This is a genomic window from Kineosporia babensis (assembly GCF_021129305.1).
In the GTDB taxonomy this organism is placed as follows: domain Bacteria; phylum Actinomycetota; class Actinomycetes; order Actinomycetales; family Kineosporiaceae; genus Kineosporia; species Kineosporia babensis.
Genome location: NZ_JAJOMB010000007.1, coordinates 22,533 through 38,779, shown reverse-complemented (window position 1 = coordinate 38,779; position 16,247 = coordinate 22,533). Strand labels below are relative to the sequence as shown.

The 16,247-nt window shown below is 71.1% G+C and carries 14 protein-coding genes; 8 read left to right on the top strand and 6 right to left on the bottom strand.

Translation table 11 applies throughout. From position 1 onward, the window contains the following. Positions 1 to 37: 37 nt before the first annotated feature. Entirely contained in the window at positions 38 to 1,402 is a 1,365-nt protein-coding gene (locus tag LR394_RS14715; protein ID WP_231442089.1) for a M20/M25/M40 family metallo-hydrolase, read from the top strand. 71 nt (positions 1,403 to 1,473) lie between these two features. Here LR394_RS14715 and LR394_RS14710 read toward each other — a convergent pair whose 3' ends face one another. Next, entirely contained in the window at positions 1,474 to 1,725 is a 252-nt protein-coding gene (locus LR394_RS14710; protein ID WP_231442087.1) for a DUF5703 family protein, read from the bottom strand. 156 nt (positions 1,726 to 1,881) lie between these two features. Here LR394_RS14710 and LR394_RS14705 point away from each other — a divergent pair, with 156 nt between their 5' ends. Beyond that, positions 1,882 to 2,244 carry a primosomal protein gene (locus LR394_RS14705; protein ID WP_231442086.1) on the top strand — a complete coding sequence of 121 codons (363 nt, stop codon included), beginning with the start codon at positions 1,882 to 1,884 and terminating at the stop codon, positions 2,242 to 2,244. A 345-nt stretch (positions 2,245 to 2,589) separates the two neighbouring features. Next, entirely contained in the window at positions 2,590 to 4,884 is a 2,295-nt protein-coding gene (locus LR394_RS14700; protein WP_231442084.1) for a SulP family inorganic anion transporter, read from the top strand. Here LR394_RS14700 and LR394_RS14695 read toward each other — a convergent pair. Then, entirely contained in the window at positions 4,879 to 5,808 is a 930-nt protein-coding gene (locus LR394_RS14695) for an aldo/keto reductase (protein WP_231442082.1), read from the bottom strand. The two genes, LR394_RS14700 and LR394_RS14695, sit on opposite strands and share 6 nt — an antisense overlap. Positions 5,809 to 5,881: 73 nt before the next feature. On the opposite strand from LR394_RS14695, the gene LR394_RS14690 reads away from it, so the two are divergent. From LR394_RS14690 to mshC, 4 genes are all read left to right on the top strand, one after another. Continuing rightward, positions 5,882 to 6,616 carry a histidine phosphatase family protein gene (locus tag LR394_RS14690; protein ID WP_231442080.1) on the top strand — a complete coding sequence of 245 codons (735 nt, stop codon included), beginning with the start codon at positions 5,882 to 5,884 and terminating at the stop codon, positions 6,614 to 6,616. 9 nt (positions 6,617 to 6,625) lie between these two features. Next, on the top strand, positions 6,626 to 7,192 hold the full coding sequence (locus tag LR394_RS14685) for a DUF3090 domain-containing protein (protein WP_231442078.1): 567 nt from the start codon (positions 6,626 to 6,628) through the stop codon (positions 7,190 to 7,192). 8 nt (positions 7,193 to 7,200) lie between these two features. Next, complete coding sequence (locus tag LR394_RS14680; RefSeq protein WP_231442076.1) at positions 7,201 to 8,061, top strand: SCO1664 family protein; 861 nt, start codon at positions 7,201 to 7,203, stop codon at positions 8,059 to 8,061. A 76-nt stretch (positions 8,062 to 8,137) separates the two neighbouring features. Next, the gene (gene mshC, locus LR394_RS14675; protein ID WP_331283064.1) at positions 8,138 to 9,394 is read left to right on the top strand and encodes a cysteine--1-D-myo-inosityl 2-amino-2-deoxy-alpha-D-glucopyranoside ligase; all 1,257 of its coding nucleotides are present in this window, start codon (positions 8,138 to 8,140) and stop codon (positions 9,392 to 9,394) included. A gap of 60 nt (positions 9,395 to 9,454) precedes the next feature. Here mshC and LR394_RS14670 read toward each other — a convergent pair whose 3' ends face one another. Continuing rightward, entirely contained in the window at positions 9,455 to 10,327 is an 873-nt protein-coding gene (locus LR394_RS14670) for a PAC2 family protein (protein ID WP_331283063.1), read from the bottom strand. Between the two features lie 211 nt (positions 10,328 to 10,538). Here LR394_RS14670 and LR394_RS14665 point away from each other — a divergent pair, with 211 nt between their 5' ends. After that, on the top strand, positions 10,539 to 11,267 hold the full coding sequence (locus LR394_RS14665; protein ID WP_231442072.1) for an HAD family hydrolase: 729 nt from the start codon (positions 10,539 to 10,541) through the stop codon (positions 11,265 to 11,267). 105 nt (positions 11,268 to 11,372) lie between these two features. On the opposite strand, the gene LR394_RS14660 is transcribed toward LR394_RS14665, so the two are convergent. The 3 genes from LR394_RS14660 to LR394_RS14650 all read right to left on the bottom strand — a co-directional run bounded on the left by LR394_RS14660 (position 11,373) and on the right by LR394_RS14650 (position 16,032). After that, the gene (locus LR394_RS14660) at positions 11,373 to 13,904 is read right to left on the bottom strand and encodes an ABC transporter permease (protein ID WP_231442070.1); all 2,532 of its coding nucleotides are present in this window, start codon (positions 13,902 to 13,904) and stop codon (positions 11,373 to 11,375) included. A 1-nt stretch (position 13,905) separates the two neighbouring features. Beyond that, on the bottom strand, positions 13,906 to 14,652 hold the full coding sequence (locus tag LR394_RS14655) for an ABC transporter ATP-binding protein (protein ID WP_231442068.1): 747 nt from the start codon (positions 14,650 to 14,652) through the stop codon (positions 13,906 to 13,908). A 366-nt stretch (positions 14,653 to 15,018) separates the two neighbouring features. Next, positions 15,019 to 16,032 carry a RecB family exonuclease gene (locus LR394_RS14650; RefSeq protein WP_231442066.1) on the bottom strand — a complete coding sequence of 338 codons (1,014 nt, stop codon included), beginning with the start codon at positions 16,030 to 16,032 and terminating at the stop codon, positions 15,019 to 15,021. Positions 16,033 to 16,247: the final 215 nt, after the last annotated feature.

Genomic DNA, 16,247 nt, shown 5'->3' with positions numbered 1-16,247 from the left:
CCGTGGCCGGACCACGAACCCATGCGGAGGTCACGTCATGAGAAGGCCAGCGGCACCCGTGCCGGCCGGAGCCGACCCCTCGGTGGCCGGGGACCACCCGCCGGCCACCGAAGAGGTCGTGACCATCTGCCGCGACCTGCTGCGGATGGACACCAGCAACTTCGGCGACAACAGCGGCCCGGGCGAGCGTCAGGCCGCCGAGTACGTGGCCGGCCTGCTCTCCGAGGTGCAGATCGAGCCGCAGGTGTTCGAGAGCGAGCCCGGCCGCACCAGCGTGGTGGCCCGGATCCCGGGCGCCGACGCGAGCCGCCCGGCCCTGCTGGTGCACGGCCACCTCGACGTGGTGCCCGCGCAGAAGGAGGACTGGCAGGTCGACCCGTTCTCCGGCGAGGTGGTCGACGACTGCCTGTGGGGCCGCGGTGCGGTGGACATGAAGGACATGGACGCGATCATCCTGGCCACCGTGCGGCAGATGCTGCGCGAGGGCCGGCGCCCGCCCCGCGACATCGTGCTGGCCTTCATGGCCGACGAGGAGGCCGGTGGGGTCAAGGGCTCGCACTGGCTGGTGGACAACCACCCGGGCCTGTTCGAGGGCGTCGACGAGGCGGTCAGCGAGGTCGGCGGCTTCTCGGTGGAGCTCCAGGGCCGGCGCACCTACCTGCTGCAGAGCGCCGAGAAGGGCATCGCCTGGGTGCGGCTGACCGCGCGCGGCCGGGCCGGGCACGGCTCCCAGGTGAACGGCGACAACGCGGTGACGCACCTGGCCCAGGCGGTGGCCCGGATCGGCGCCCACCAGTGGCCCACGGTGGTCCCGGCGACGGTGCGGGCCTTCTTCGAGGGGGTGCACGAGCAGACCGGCGTGCAGTTGCTGACCGGCGACGAGGTGGATGTCGAGAAGCTGCGCGAGCTGTTCGGCACCACCGCGCGCTGGCTGGAGGCCACGGTCCAGAACACCGCCAACCCCACCGTGCTGCAGGCCGGCTACAAGCACAACGTGATCCCCGGGCAGGCCTCGGCCCTGGTCGACTGCCGGTACCTGCCCGGTCAGCGGGACGCGCTGATGGCCACCCTGACCGAGCTGGCCGGGGAGCACGTCACGGTCGAGGTACTGCACGGTGACGTGGCGCTGGAGGCCGGTTTCGAAGGTGGGCTGGTGCAGGCGATGCGGCAGTCGCTGCTGGAGCTGGACCCGGGCGCGGCGGTGCTGCCGTACTGCCTGTCCGGCGGCACCGACAACAAGGCGTTCAGCAAGCTGGGCATCAAGGGCTACGGCTTCGCCCCGCTGAAGCTGCCCGCCGACCTGGACTTCGCCGGGATGTTCCACAGCGTGGACGAGCGGGTGCCGCTGGAGTCGCTGCGGTTCGGGGTCAAGGCTTTCGACCGGTTCCTGCAGCTCAGCTGAGCCCTCGAGAGTTCGGTGCCCGAGAACGTCCACCAGCAGTGGACGTTCTCGGGCACCTCAGCTTCCCGGGCTCACAACGTGCGTTCCACCCGCATGATCCGCCGGCGCAGCCAGACCCGCCGGCCGCCGCCGAACGAGATCTGCACCCGGGCCAGCTCCCAGCGCCCGTACTCGGCCTGCTCGGTGAGCAGCTGACGGGCCTGCGCGCGGCCGGTGCCCCGGGGCAGGGAGAACACACGGTACTCGTAGTCGGGTGAGAACGGGGTCGCACCGGCGTCGGCCGGGCGCACCCTGGAATCCAGATCACGCACGTCATCGCTCAAGGCAGCTCTCTTCCTCGATATTCCGCCGGTCTCTTCCTCGCTGCGGCACCGGTCGCGCAGTCGGCGGCCGGTGTCATCCACCGTTCACCCGGCTCTCATCGGCATCCCCGAGGAGCCAGGTCTCTCCATGTCATCACGACCCGATACCTTCATGCCATGACGACGGAGCCCCGAGCCGCGCTCGACCGCCTGATCGCTGCTCTTGAGGCGCACCTGGATGCCGCCTCCAAGCGGGCCGGTGAGGCCGACCCCGCAGTGGTCGCGGCGTACCAGACCCTGGCGGACGCCTTCGAGACCTACGACGAGTCGCTGTACGACGCGTTCGACGAGGTCACCCCGTTCGTCCTGTACGACGACGCGGAGGACGCGCTGGCCGGCGAGGACGACGAGGACGACGACCTCGAGGATCTCGACGACGACCTCGACGACTTCGACGACGACGAGGACGAGGACGACAGCGAGGACGGCGCGGGCGAGCGGGACGGCAACGCCCCGGCGGCTGCGGTCCGGCGTCCCTGAGGACCGCGCACCGCACTGCACCTTCGTCCCACCCGTACGGCACCACCGGGTCCGGTTCCGCGTTTCGGCGGGACCGGACTTCGTGCTGTCCGTTCTACGGGCAGGTAAGCCGGTCTTTCGGCGGGCTCACGAGAAACTCTTGAGTAACCCGTAACCTGTTTCACAACAACCTCTTTGGTCTCGCGGTCGGCCGAAACGCAGTTCTATGAGCGAATTCTCATCCGTTTCGGATTGACCAACCGCGATGTCACCCGCACTCTGTTCACTGTAAGTAGTCGTGGGCACGGACGCCCGATCCAGTCCTATGCACCTCCAGACGCCGCGAACGACGCCAGGAGACAGCCCATGAGCAAGGAGTCCTCTTCCACCGTCACGATCGCGCCCTCCGGCGCGAGGCCCGACGACGGTGAACCTCAACCCGAAAGTTCTGTGCCGCAGCCACATTGGCGGGCCGACATCGAAGCGTCCCTGGTCGTCTTCCTGGTCGCCCTGCCGTTGTCGCTCGGGATCGCCGTCGCCTCGGGTGCCCCCGTGGTGGCCGGCATCATCGCCGCCGTGGTCGGCGGTATCGTCGCCGGGCTCTTCGGCGGCGCCCCACTGCAGGTCACCGGCCCGGCCGCGGGCCTGACCGCGGTGGTGGCGGGCCTGGTCGCCGAGCACGGCTGGCGGGTCACCTGCCTGATCACCGTGCTGGCCGGGATCGTCCAGATCGGCTTCGGCCTGACCCGGGTGGCCCGGGCCGCGCTGGCCATCTCCCCGGCCGTGGTGCACGGCATGCTGGCCGGGATCGGCCTGACCATCGTGGTCGGCCAGTTGCACGTGCTGCTGGGCGACGAGTCACGCAGCTCGGCCCGGGAGAGCATGCTCGACCTGCCCGGCCAGATCCTCAGCCTGCACACCGCCTCGGCGCTGCTGGGGATCGGCACCATCGTCCTGAACCTGTTGTGGCCCAGGATCACCCGCCACCTCGGCCCGCTCGGCCAGGTCCCGGCGGCGCTGGCCTCGGTGACCCTGATGACGGTGGCCTCGCTGCCGTTCGTGGTCGACCGGGTGGACCTGCCCAGCAACCTGATCTCGGCCGTGCAGCTGCCGCAGCTGCCCGAGCAGGCCTGGGTCTCGGTCGGGGTCGGGGTGCTCACCGTGGCCATGGTGGCCAGCGTCGAGACCCTGCTCTCGGCGGTCGCGGTGGACAAGATGCACGGCGGCAAACGCGCCGACCTCGACCGGGAGCTGGTCGGTCAGGGCGGGGCGAACATCCTCTCCGGTCTGGCCGGCGGCCTGCCGGTGACCGGGGTGATCGTCCGCAGCGCCACCAACGTCCGGGCCGGGGCGAAGACCAAGTACTCGGCCGTGCTGCACGCGATCTGGGTGGCGCTGTTCTCGGTGGTCCTGGTCTCGGTGGTCAAGCAGATCCCGCTGGCCGTGCTGGCCGGGCTGCTGGTCGTGATCGGGCTCGGGCTGGTCAATCTCGGCCACCTGCGCACCGCCCACCGGCACGGCGAGGCCGCGGTCTGGGTGGTCACCCTGCTCGGCGTGCTGCTGCTCAACCTGCTCGAAGGAGTGCTGCTGGGCATCGTGGTGGCCCTCGGGTACGCCGCTCGCCGCTCGATCCTGGCCAAGGTCGAGGTGATTCGCCCTTCCGTGGCCGAAGGCCCCTGGCGGGTGGTGCTCACCGGCACACTCACCTTCGTCTCGCTCCCGCGGCTGGCCCGCCGGCTGGGTGCGGTGCCGGAGGGGGCGGCGGTGAATCTCGACCTGGAGTTGGACTTCCTCGACCAGGCGGCCTGTGAGCACCTGCTCGACTGGATCGAGGAACACCGGCGCAGCGGCGGAACGGTCAGCGTCCGGGAACAGGGCGCGGCCGTGCTCAGCGAGGTGATCGGGGGCAAGAAACCGCCGCGGGGGCGGGTTCTCGGCCGCGGGGTGCCGGCTTCGATCGCGCCCTGGAAGCACGGGGAGATCGACATCTCGTCCGACTCCCAGCCGCACGGCCGCAGTGCCCGGTTGCTGAGCCCACTGATGGACGGGGTGGGTGCCTTCCACGAGCGGCTCGCCCCCCGCGTCCGTTCGGTTCTGCACGAACTGCGCGAATCGCAGTCACCGTGCACGCTTTTCATCACCTGCGCCGACTCGCGGGTGGTACCGAACCTGATCACCAACTCTGGCCCGGGCGACCTGTTCACCGTGCGCAACGTCGGAAATCTGGTTCCCGACCGGCCTTCCGACCCGGGTGACTCCACCCTGGCGGCGGTCGAGTACGCGGTCGGGGTGCTCGGGGTCTCCACCATCGCGGTGTGCGGGCACTCCGGTTGTGGCGCGATGCGCGCCCTGCTGGAGCCCTCGCTCGAGGTCCGGGGGGCGTTGCCGGGCTGGCTGGCGAACGCCGAGGACTCGCTGACCAGCTACCGGGACACCTCCGCCGCGGGCCTGGACCTGGGCGAGGTCGACGAGGTTGCCCGGCTGGCTCAGGTCAACGTTGTCGTCCAGCTCCGGCACCTGATGGAGCACCCGCTGGTGCGCCGCCGGGTCGAGGCCGGGGAACTGGAACTGGTCGGGATGTTCTTCGACATCGGGTCCGCCGAGGTCCGGGTGCTGCAGCCGGACAGCGGCGAGTTCCGCTCCCCAGCCCCGGTTTCATAGGGCCGAGAGCGAGACCTCGTCCAGCACGCCGAGAATCTCGGCCGGCAGTTCGACGTCCTCACTGCCCAGCGCCTGCCGGAGCTGGGCACCGGTCCGGGCCCCGAGCAGCACCGAGCTGATCCCGGGCCGGTCCCGGGCCCACGCCAGCGAGATCTCCAGAGGGGAGAAACCCAGGCCGTCCGCCGCCGCGATCACCGCATCGGTGATCCGGCGGGAGGACCGGTCCAGATAAGGCTCGACGAACTGGGCCAGATGCGGTGAGGCCGCCCGGGAGTCGGCCGGCGTGCCGTGCCGGTACTTCCCGGTGAGCACGCCCCGGCCCAGCGGGGACCAGCCGATCACCCCCAGGCCCAGGTGCTCGCTCGCCGGGATCAGCTCGTTCTCGGCCTGCCGTTGCACCAGCGAGTACTCGGAGTGCACGGCCGCCAGAGTCTGCGAACCGGTGGCCGCCAGCGCCGCCTGCCAGGCGTCCAGATTGGCGATCCCGGCGTAGCGGGCCCGGCCCGAGCGCACCGCGGTCTCCAGCGCCGAGAGCGTTTCCTCCAGCGGCACGGCCGAACTCCAGCCCGGCGCCGTCCACAGGTCCACGTGGTCGGTGGCCAGCCGGGTCAGCGTCGCGTCCAGCGCCAGCAGCAGCGAGCGGCGGGACAGGTCCGGCCCCTGGCGCTGCAGCGGCACCACCGCCTTGGCCGAGATCACCAGCTCGCCGCGCACGCCGTGCGCCTGGTGCAGCTTGCCCAGCGTCTCCTCGCAGGCCCCGGCCCCGTAGCGGCTGCCCACGTCGACCAGCGTGCCGCCGGCCTCGAGAAAGTCCCTGAGCTGGTGCGCGGCCTCGTCCTGGTCGGTCTCCCGGCCCCAGGTCATCGTCCCCAGCCCGAGGCGAGAGACACGCAGACCGGTGCGGCCCACGTAACGCTGCTCCATAAACGGCCAACTTAGCGTGCAGGGGTGCGACCGGGGAGGGTCCTGATGTGACGAAGACGTAGGCTTGGCGATCGTGCCCACAGTTCTGCTGGTCCGTCACGGCCGCACAGCGGCGAACGCAAGCGGTGTCCTGGCCGGGTGGACGCCCGGCGTCGGTCTGGACGAGACCGGCCAGGCCCAGGCGAAGGCCCTGGCCGGCCGGCTGGAGCAGATCCCGGTCCGGCTCGCCGTGGCCAGCCCGCTGCAGCGTTGCCAGGAGACCGCCTCCGCTCTGCTCGCCCCGCACCCGGACCTGCCGTTGCTTACTGACGACCGGCTGGGGGAGTGCCGCTACGGCGACTGGACCGGCCGCCCGCTGAAGGAACTGGCCAAGGAGAAGCTCTGGCCGGTGGTCCAGGCGCACCCCTCGGCGGTGACCTTCCCCGGGCCCGAGGGCGAGTCGATGCCGGACATGCAGCACCGGGCGGTGGCCGCGATCCGGGAGTACGACGCCCGGGTGGCCGAGGAGTTCGGTGATCACGCGGTCTGGCTGGCGGTCTCGCACGGTGACGTGATCAAGGCGATCCTGGCCGATGCGCTCGGCATGCACCTGGACCAGTTCCAGCGGCTGCTCGTCGACCCCTGCTCGGTCTCCGTGATCCGTTTCACACCGCTGCGCCCGTTCGCGGTGCGGGTCAACGACTCGGGTACTGATCTGGCGGCTTTGGTGCCCCCGGAACCCGCGGCCGGTGCGGGCGAAGGAGCTGAGTCCGATGCTGTCGTCGGCGGCGGCGCCGGTGGTGCGGCACCCGGCACCGGAAAGTCATAGGGTCGCCTCATGCCGCGCCAGGTGTACGAGTACGAGTCACCGGACCGGTTCGTCGCGGGGACGACGGGCCAGCCCGGATCACGCACCTTCTTCCTCCAGGCCCGTACGGGCAACCGGCTGACCACCGTGCAGCTGGAGAAGCAGCAGGTCTCGGTGCTGGCCGAGCGGGTCGACGAACTGCTCGACGAGGTGCTCAGGCGCAGCTCGGGCAGTCCCGCCGTGCCCGCCCTGGCCCCCACCCGGACCGACGACACGGCACCGCTGGACACCCCGATCGAGGAGGAGTTCCGGGTCGGCACGATGAGCCTGGCCTGGGACGGCGAGCTCGAGCGGGTGGTGATCGAGTGCTTCGAGGCGGGGGAGAACCTGGCCGAGGACGAGGACGAGCTGCCCGACAACGACGAGGACGCCGAGGGCGCGGTGCTGCGGGTCTCGCTGGCCGGGGCCGCCGCCCGGGCGTTCGCCAAGCGTGCTCTGGCGGTGGTCGGGGCCGGCCGCCCGCCCTGCCCGTTCTGCACCTTCCCGCTGGACCCGGAGGGGCACATCTGCCCGCGCGCGAACGGGTACCGGCGCTGACCTCCGCGATGGAAGAGCCCGAGCTGCTCAAGCTTCTGGCCGAAGGTGAGCTGGAGGTCCGGGGCCGGATCACCGGGGCCAGCAACGCCACGCTCTACGTCTCGGTCGGCCTGGACGGGGTGGCCACCGGCGCGGTGTACAAGCCGATCGCCGGGGAGAAACCGTTGTGGGACTTCCCTTCCCAGACCCTGGGCCTGCGTGAGACGGCCAGCTACGTGCTGTCCGCGCACACCGGCCTGGACGTGGTCCCGCCGACCGTGCTGCGCGAGGGCCCGTTCGGCCTGGGCAGCGTCCAGCTGTGGATCAACGCCCCGGCCGAGGACAGCGGTGAGCTCGGCCTGGGCGGCATGCCCCTGGTCCAGGAACCGGTGATGGGCGAGCCCGGCGCCGGGGTGGTCGACGTGCTGCCCCCGCAGGAGATGCCGGAGAGCTGGAAACAGGTGCTGGTTGCCGAGGACGCGGCCGGTGATCCGGTGGTGCTGGCCCACGCCGACGACCCCGGCCTGCGCCGGATCGCCCTGTTCGACGCGGTGGCCAACAACACCGACCGCAAGGGTGGCCACATCCTGCGCGGCACCGACGGCCGGCTGTACGGCGTCGACCACGGGCTCACCTTCAACCTGGACGACAAGCTGCGCACCGTGCTGTGGGGCTGGGCGGGTGAACCCCTCGGCGAGGAGACGTCCGAGCTCCTGGAGAAACTGGTGACGGACCTCACCGCCGAGGGCGAACTGCACGCCGAGCTGGCCGGCCTCCTGGAGGAGGACGAGATCGCCCGGACCGCCCGGCGGGCCGCTCAGCTGCTGCGTCGCGGGCGGTTCCCGAAGCCTCCCGGAGACTGGCACGCCATCCCCTGGCCGCCCTTCTGAGCCCGCCGCTTTTATTCCCGTAATACGCCCTGGACCTGCACAGACATCTTCTCCTGCAGTCGGTTAGGCTCCGAGCGTGATCCCGTGGCCTTCTCCCGCTGTCCCCCGTCTGCCCGGTGCCGGTGCACCGGTGCGCATCTTCGATTCCGCCGAGCGGAAGCTGGTCACCACCGCGCCGGAGGGTGAGGCCCGGATCTACGTCTGCGGCATCACCCCCTACGACGCCACCCACATCGGGCACGCGTCCACCTACCTGGCCTTCGATCTGCTCAACCGGGCCTGGCTCGACGCCGGCCACGAGGTCTTCTACGTGCAGAACGTCACCGACGTGGACGACCCGCTGCTGGAGCGGGCGAACGCCACCGGTGAGGACTGGCGGGCCCTGGCCGACCGGGAGACCGAGCGGTTCAAGGACGACATGATCGCCCTCGGCGTGCTCGCCCCCCGGGTGTTCATGACCGCGGTGGAGTCCGTGCCACTGGTCGTGGAGTCCGTGCAGGGCCTGGTCAAGGCGGGCAAGGCCTACCTGGTGCCCACCCCGGACGCGCTGGTGGCCGGGGCCCAGGACGTGTACTTCGACGTCACCTCCGACCCCGACTTCGGCCGCGTGGCCCAGCTTTCCGACGAGGAGGCGCGGGCCACCTTCGCCGAGCGCGGCGGAGACCCCGACCGGGCGGGCAAACGTCACCCGTTGGATGCACTGCTGTGGCGGGTGGCCCGCGAGGGCGAGCCCTCCTGGGACGGCGACACCCTCGGTGCGGGCCGGCCGGGCTGGCACATCGAGTGCGCCTCGATCGCGCTGCAGCACCTCGGGATGGGCTTCGACGTCCAGGGCGGGGGAGACGACCTGCTCTTCCCGCACCACGAGATGAGCGCCTCGCACGGCCAGGCGATCACCGGGCAGGCGCCGTTCGCCAAGCACTACGCCCACGCCGGGATGGTCCGGCTGGACGGCGAGAAGATGAGCAAGTCCCGGGGCAACCTGGTGTTCGTCTCCAAGCTGCGCGAGTCGGGGGTGGACCCGCAGGTCATCCGCCTGGCGATCCTGGCCCACCACTACCGCACCAGCTGGGACTGGACCGACGAGAACCTGGCCGCGGCGCAGACCCGGCTGGAGCGCTGGAAGGACGCGATGTCCCGCCAGGAGGGCGCCGACCCGCAGCCGGTGCTGGCTGCCGTCCGGGAAGCGATCGGCACCGACCTGGACGCGCCGAAGGCCCTGGCCGCAGTGGACGCGTGGGTAGAGGCGACGCTGTCCGGGGACGTCTCGGTGGACGCGGCGCCTGGAGTCCTCGGGCGTACGGTTGACGCTCTGCTCGGGGTGCGTTTCTAAGAGCTTAAAGACGTCGGCCCGCCGTTCGCTTGGAACGGCGGGCCTTCGTCGTGGTCGGGTCTACATCATTCCGGGCTTGGGACCCTCGTCGCCCGGGTCACGCCGCCGCAGGTACCGCTCGAACTCCTTGGCGATCGCCTCACCACTGGCCTCCGGCAGGTCCGCGGTGTCCTTGGCCTGTTCCAGCTGCCGGACGTACTCGCCGATCTCGGTGTCCTCCTCGGCCAGCTCGTCCACCCCGCGTTCCCAGGCCCGGGCGTCCTCCGGCAGCTCACCCAGCGGCACCGTGACGTCCAGCACGTCCTCGATCCGGCGCAGCAGGGCCAGCGTGGCCTTGGGCGAGGGCGACTGCCCCACGTAGTGCGGGACCGCCGCCCACAGCGACAGGCTGGGCAGACCCACCTTGGTGGCCGACTCCTGCAGCACCCCGACGATCCCGGTCGGGCCCTCGTACCGCGAGGGCTCCACCGCCAGCTTGTCCAGCAGCCGCTCGTCGTCGCTGGTGGTGGTCACCGGGATCGGCCGGGTGTGCGGCACGTCGGCCAGCAGCGCCCCCAGCGTGATCATGGTGCCGACCTTCAGGTCGTCGGCGTACCGCAGCACCTCGCGCACGAACTGCTTCCAGCGCATCGACGGCTCGATCCCGCGCACGATCACCACGTCCCGGCTCGCACCCGGCGGCCGGGCCCAGTACAGCCGGGTGGTGGGCCAGGTGATCGAGCGCCGGCCGGCCTCGTCCACCCCCACGCTGGGCCGGTTGACCTGGAAGTCGTGGTACTCCTCGGGATCGAGCTCGCCCACGCTCTGGGCGCCCCAGACCTTCTCCAGGTGCGCCACGGCTCCGCTGGCGGCCTCACCGGCGTCGTTCCAGCCCTCGAAGGCAGCCACCATCACGGGGTCCCGCAGCGGCGGCACTCCCGACAGATCCGTCACGCCTTCTCCTCGCTCACATCTTCGTCAGTCATCTCGCGCCTCACCCGCCGGTGTGGTCTCACCGTCGTCGGCCCAGCCTAAGGGCGCCGGCCCGGCTCAGCTGCGGCCCACCGGCCCCGTCGGCTTAGACTCGGCTGCCGGAAGGGAACCAAAGAGGGTCGCTCCGGTACGCATTCGTCTGTCCATCCGTCAGAGGCGAGAAATCAGCATCGTGAGTGACAACAACCTCTCCCAGCCGATCAGTCCCCGCGCCGTCGGGACAGACTCTGCCACCACCCTCGCCCGGCGCGCAGCCGGCCTGCCCGCCGCCGTTCTCTGGGACATGGACGGCACGCTGGTGGACACCGAGCCGTACTGGATGGCCGAGGAGCACCTGCTGGTCGCCGAGTTCGGCGGCACCTGGACCGACGAGGACGCGCACAGCCTGATCGGCAACGCGCTGATCGACTCGGCGCACTACATCCAGCAGCACGGCGTCACCCTGCCGGCCGAGGAGATCATCGCCCGGCTGACCACCGGCGTGGTGCGCCGGATCGAGGTCGAGGTGCCCTGGCGGCCGGGCGCCCGCGAGCTGCTGTTCGAGCTGAACGAGCTCGGGGTGCCGTGCGCGCTGGTCACCATGTCCTACCGGGAGATGGCCGAGGCGATCGTCGGCACGCTGCCCGGGGAGTTCTTCCGGTTCCTGGTCACCGGCGACGAGGTGACGCACGGCAAGCCGCACCCGGAGCCGTACCTGAAGGGCGCCGAACTGCTCGGCCTCGCCCCGGCCGAGTGCGTGGCGATCGAGGACAGCCTGACCGGGATCGCCTCGGCCGAGGCCGCCGGGGTGCCGACGCTGGCCGTGCAGCACCTGGTGCCGGTGCCGGACGGCCCGGGCCGCACGGTCACCCCGAGCCTGGCCGGCTGGACCGCGAAGGACCTGGGCAAGCTGGTCGGCTGACTTAACTACGACCAACGGACGTCCGCCCGCCCGCTCAGGGAGGGCGGACGTCCGTTGTTGATTGGCTCTTTTCCGCCACCGGCCTGCGGCTGCCTCCTGGCTCGGTTACTCCGCGGTGATCGCCCGCAGCACGTCCAGGCGCACCGCCCGCCAGGCCGGCATGATCGCCGCGACCATCCCGGCGATCGCCGAGGAGACCAGCACGATCACCAGGGTCAGCCACGGGATCGACAGGGTCTCCAGCCCCTGCGAGACCAGGGCCCGCTGCAGGACCAGCCCGAGCACCAGGCCCAGCGCCATGCCCAGCACCGCACCGAACACCGCCGTGCTCACCGACTCGGCGCTGATCATCCGCCGCAGCTGACGCCGGCTCATCCCGACCGCCCGCAGCAGCCCGATCTCCCGGGTGCGCTCGAACACCGACAGCGCCAGCGTGTTCACGATGCCCAGCACCGCGATCAGCACGCTCAGCGCCAGCAGCGCGTAGATCATGTAGAGCAGCTGGTTGATCTGCGCGGCCTGGGCGTCCGCGAACTCCTGGCCGTCCTGCACCGAGACCACCAGGAAGGGCTCGACCTTGTCCTCCAGAGCGGTGCGCAGCTGATCGGTGTTGCTGCCGTCCGACTTCACGTAGAGCAGGAAGTCGCCCTGCTGGGACGGCGGAACCGTTTCGCGGTACAGGTCCAGGGGGATCATCACCCGCGGGTTGTTCAGCGTCTGCGAGTCCTCGATGATCCCGCCGACGGTCAGGATCTGATTCCCCTTCGCGCCGATCTCGGCCGGAGGCAGCTGGTCGCCCACCTTCCAGCCCTCGTCGTCCGCCGCGCTCTGGCTGATCACCACGTCGCCCGAGTCGATCGAGTCCAGCGTCCCGTCGTTCACCGTGACCTTGACGTTCTCGGTGATCGCGCGCGGGTCCACGGCCAGCGCGAACGCCGCCTGCCCGTCGATCCGCATCGGCGCCGAGCGGATCGGCGCCACCGAGGTCACCCCCGGCATCTCCTGGACCTCGTCGGCCACCGAGGTCGGGATGACGCCGGCGCCGCCGGTGCTCAGCACGTAGTCGGCGGTGAGCTCGTTCTCCACGATCTCCGCCACGCTGGCGTTGGCCGAGGAGGCGAACACCCCGACGCTGGACATCAGCGCCAGACCGATCATCAGGGCGCTCGCCGTGGTCGCGGTCCGGCGGGGGTTGCGCAGCGCGTTCTCCCGGGCCAGCCGGCCGACGGTGCCGTAGATCCGGGTGTAGGGCGCCCCGACCAGACGGACCACCGGGCGGGTCAGCCACGGAGCAGCCACCAGCAGGCCGAACAGCAGCAGCGCCGCGCCCAGCCCGATCAGCGGCCAGTTCGGGTCCTCGGCCAGGGAACTGGGCAGCACCGCGGCGAACCCCAGGACGACCAGGACCAGGCCGATGATGCCGCGGCGCAGCACACCTCCGGGCGGGGTCTGGGCGTCGTCGCGCAGCGCGGCCATCGGCGGCACCCTGGAGGCCCGGACCGCCGGCATGACCGCCGAGGCCAGCGTCACCCCCAGGCCCACCACCAGGCTGGCCAGCACCGTGTTGGCGGTGACCGGCAGACCCCCGGTGATCTCCAGGCCGACGCTCTCGACCAGGGCCTGCAGCCCGGCCGCGAGCAGGATGCCCAGGCCCAGCCCGAGCAGCGAGCCGACCAGGCCGAGGATCGCCGCCTCGCCCAGCACCACCCGCAGCACCTGACCGCGTGAGGCGCCGACCGCGCGCAGCAGGGCCAGTTCGCGGGTGCGCTGGGCGACCAGCATCGAGAACGTGTTGGCGATGATGAAGGCGCCGACGAACACCGCGATCGCGGCGAAGATCAGCAGGAACGTGGTGATGAAGCCGATCCCGGCGGCCACCGCGTCCTTCTGCTCCTCGTAGAACTCGTCGCTGGTGATCGCCTCGGCCCCGGCCGGCAGGACCGCGGTGACCTCCTCGCGCAGCTGCTCGTGGCTGACCCCGTCGGCCGCGCCCAGGGTGAACGAGGGCACCTGGCCGTCCGGGGCCCAGGTCTCGATCGCGGTCTGCTCGTCCAGCAGCACCAGGGTGGCGCCGGCCAGGCCCGAGCCGAAGTCGAAGCCGGCGGTGATGGTGACGTCCTGCGGTTCGTTCTGGATCAGCGCCCGGGTGGTGTCCCCGACCTTCAGGCCGGCCAGCTCGAGCGTGGTGTTCTCGACCGCCACCTCGCCCTTGCGCTCCGGGGCCCGGCCGTCGGTCAGCGTCACCACCGGGTCGTCCGGGTAGTAGGCGAAGCCCAGGTTGGGAGCCCCGCCGTTGCGAGCGGCAGTGCCGTTCTCGCCGACCAGGATGGCGGTGCCGTTCATGTCGGCGGCCACCCGCCCGACCCCGTCCACCTGGGCCAGCTTCTCGCCCAGGTCCAGGGGCAGCGGCTCGCGCTGCTTGGTGCCCTCGAAGGTGGTGGTCTCCAGCTCGGCGCCGCGTACCTGGACGTCGGTGCCGGCCGCGGTCTGCTCGACGATGCCGTCGAAGGTGCGGTTGATGCTGCCGCTGAGCACCAGGGTGCCCGCGACCAGTGCCACGCCCAGGCAGACGGCGAGCGCGGTCAGCGCGAAACGCAGCCGGTGCGTGAAGATTCCCTTGACCGTGACCCTGAGCATGTCAGCTACGCCGCCCAACCCCGTCGAAGCCCCGCATCCGCTCGAGCACCTTGTCGGCCGTCGGGTCGACCATCTCGTCCACGATCTCGCCGTCGGCCAGGAACAGCACGCGGTCGGCGTACCCGGCGGCGACCGGGTCGTGGGTGACGATCACGATCGACTGGCCGTAGTCCTTGGTGGAACTGCGCAGGAACGAGAGGATCTCGGCGCTGGCCCGGGAGTCCAGGTTGCCGGTCGGCTCGTCCGCGAACACGATCGCCGGGCGGCTGACCAGGGCCCGGGCACAGGCCACGCGCTGCTGCTGGCCACCGGACAGCTCGCTCGGGCGGTGGCCGAGCCGGTCGCGCAGGCCGACCGTGTCCACCACCCGGTCGAACCACTCCTGGTCCACCTTGCGCCCGGCGATGTCCAGCGGCAGCGTGATGTTCTCCTTGGCGCTCAGCGTCGGCACCAGGTTGAACGACTGGAAGATGAAACCCAGCCGGTCGCGTCGCAACTGGGTGAGCGCCTTGTCCTTGAGCCCGCGCACCTGCACCCCGTCGATCTCGACGTCGCCGTCGGTGGGGCGGTCGAGCGCGGCCATGCAGTGCATCAGGGTGGACTTGCCGGAGCCCGAGGGCCCCATGATCGCGGTCATCTCGCCGCGGCCGAAGTCCACACTGACCCCGCGCAGGGCCTTGACCTGGGCCTCGCCGGTGCCGTAAATCTTCTGCAGGTCAATCGCTCTCGCGATCGCTTCGGTTGCCACCGTGTACTCCCCTGAGTTCGTCGGACTGCGCAGCGCGGGGACTCGGCATCCCCCCGAGGTGATGGACCGGCTGCCGAGCCGGCCCGCCAGGCGCTGATCCACCGGACCGCGAACCACCGCGATCCGGCAGGACGCCAACCATTACGCCCGAGGCCACTACCCCCACGCCTCGGGTTGAACCCTGATCCCAACCCCGATCTTGCTGGCTGCGGAGCCAGGGGTCGTCCACCGGACGGCGGACATTTTGTCATCCAGGCGGTGGGCAGCGCATGAACCTTTCCGGCCTCCGCTGCCCCACCCGCCCCTTCGGGCAGTCCCGTCCGCTTGCTTACCGCGTGAACAAATCGCGCTCCTGCAACACCTGTTTCACGCAATGGCCCCGTCTCGGCTCATGGCATCGGTCGTGGCCGGTTTCAGCCCTAGCACCCGCTCCAGTGCATCCTCCGGAATGGGCGGCGGGGTACCGCCTTTCGCCGGGCAGAGGGCGTGGTGGTCGCACCAGGTGCACAGGCGGCTGGGGGAGGGGCGCCAGTCGCCGGTCTCGGCGGCCAGGACGATGGCGTCCCACAGGGCCCGGACCTTGCGCTCGACGCCCAGCAGCTCCTGCTCGTCGGGTTCGTAGCGCAGCACCTCACCGTTGCCCAGGTAGACCAGCTGCAGCATGGTGGGCAGCCGGCCCCGGGTGCGCCACAGGACCAGGGCGTAGAACTTCATCTGGAACAGGGCCTTGGCCTCGAACGCCTCGCTCGGGGCCTTGCCCGTCTTGTAGTCGACCACCCGCAGCCGCCCGTCCGCCGCTACGTCGAGCCGGTCGACGTAGCCGCGCAGGACCAGCCCGTCGTCCAGGGTGGTCTCGACGTAGAGCTCGCGGTCGGCCGGTTCCAGCCGGGTGGGGTCCTCCAACGCGAACCAGCGGCCGATCAGCTCGGAGGCGGAGGCCAGCCAGCCGTCCAGATCAGTCTCGGCCCCCGGCCGCTCCGCCCCCGGATCGCCGGCCCCGGGCCGTTCCGCCCCCGGTTCCCCGGCCTCCAGCTTTCCCGCCTCGCCGCCGCCGGTGCCACCCGCGTTTCCCCCGACGACACCACTCACGCCACCATCGAACCGGTCACCACCGAGCGCCCCAGCCCCGAACAGCTGCGCAGCCTCGGGCCGCTCGGCCAGCACCCGCTCCCACTGCGGCCGCAGCAACTCCAGCGCAGCCTGCTGGGTGCGCTGCTCGGCCGGCAGGTCGAACAGACTCTCCAGCACCGCGTGCACCAGCGTGCCGCGCAGCGCGGCCGGGCTGGGCCGCTCGGGCAGCCGGTCGACCACGCGGAAGCGGTAGAGCAGGGGGCACTGCATGAAGTCGGAGGCCCGGGACGGGGACAGTGCGGCGGCCATACGAAAACCCTAAGGGCGAGGTACGACACTTTGGCGAAACGGGCAACGGTGCCCGGAAGGTCCAGCTGGGCAACCGGGCGGACTGCCTTAACATCACTGCTGTGAGCAACCCCGGGCCAGGTGGGCAGATCTCCCACCAGCACTCCTGCCCGGCCATCCGTGCGCAACCGGGCCATCCACCGGCCGGCCGGCCGCACCCCGGCCACGAAAAGCAA

What these genes read in the sequence shown, in the direction of transcription:
- LR394_RS14715 (WP_231442089.1), top strand. Translation starts at nt 38, where the DNA reads ATGAGAAGGCCAGCGGCACCCGTGCCGGCCGGAGCCGACCCCTCGGTG.
- LR394_RS14705 (WP_231442086.1), top strand. Translation starts at nt 1,882, where the DNA reads ATGACGACGGAGCCCCGAGCCGCGCTCGACCGCCTGATCGCTGCTCTT.
- LR394_RS14700 (WP_231442084.1), top strand. Translation starts at nt 2,590, where the DNA reads ATGAGCAAGGAGTCCTCTTCCACCGTCACGATCGCGCCCTCCGGCGCG.
- LR394_RS14695 (WP_231442082.1), bottom strand. Translation starts at nt 5,808, where the DNA reads ATGGAGCAGCGTTACGTGGGCCGCACCGGTCTGCGTGTCTCTCGCCTC.
- LR394_RS14685 (WP_231442078.1), top strand. Translation starts at nt 6,626, where the DNA reads ATGCCGCGCCAGGTGTACGAGTACGAGTCACCGGACCGGTTCGTCGCG.
- LR394_RS14680 (WP_231442076.1), top strand. Translation starts at nt 7,201, where the DNA reads ATGGAAGAGCCCGAGCTGCTCAAGCTTCTGGCCGAAGGTGAGCTGGAG.
- LR394_RS14660 (WP_231442070.1), bottom strand. Translation starts at nt 13,904, where the DNA reads ATGCTCAGGGTCACGGTCAAGGGAATCTTCACGCACCGGCTGCGTTTC.
- LR394_RS14650 (WP_231442066.1), bottom strand. Translation starts at nt 16,032, where the DNA reads ATGGCCGCCGCACTGTCCCCGTCCCGGGCCTCCGACTTCATGCAGTGC.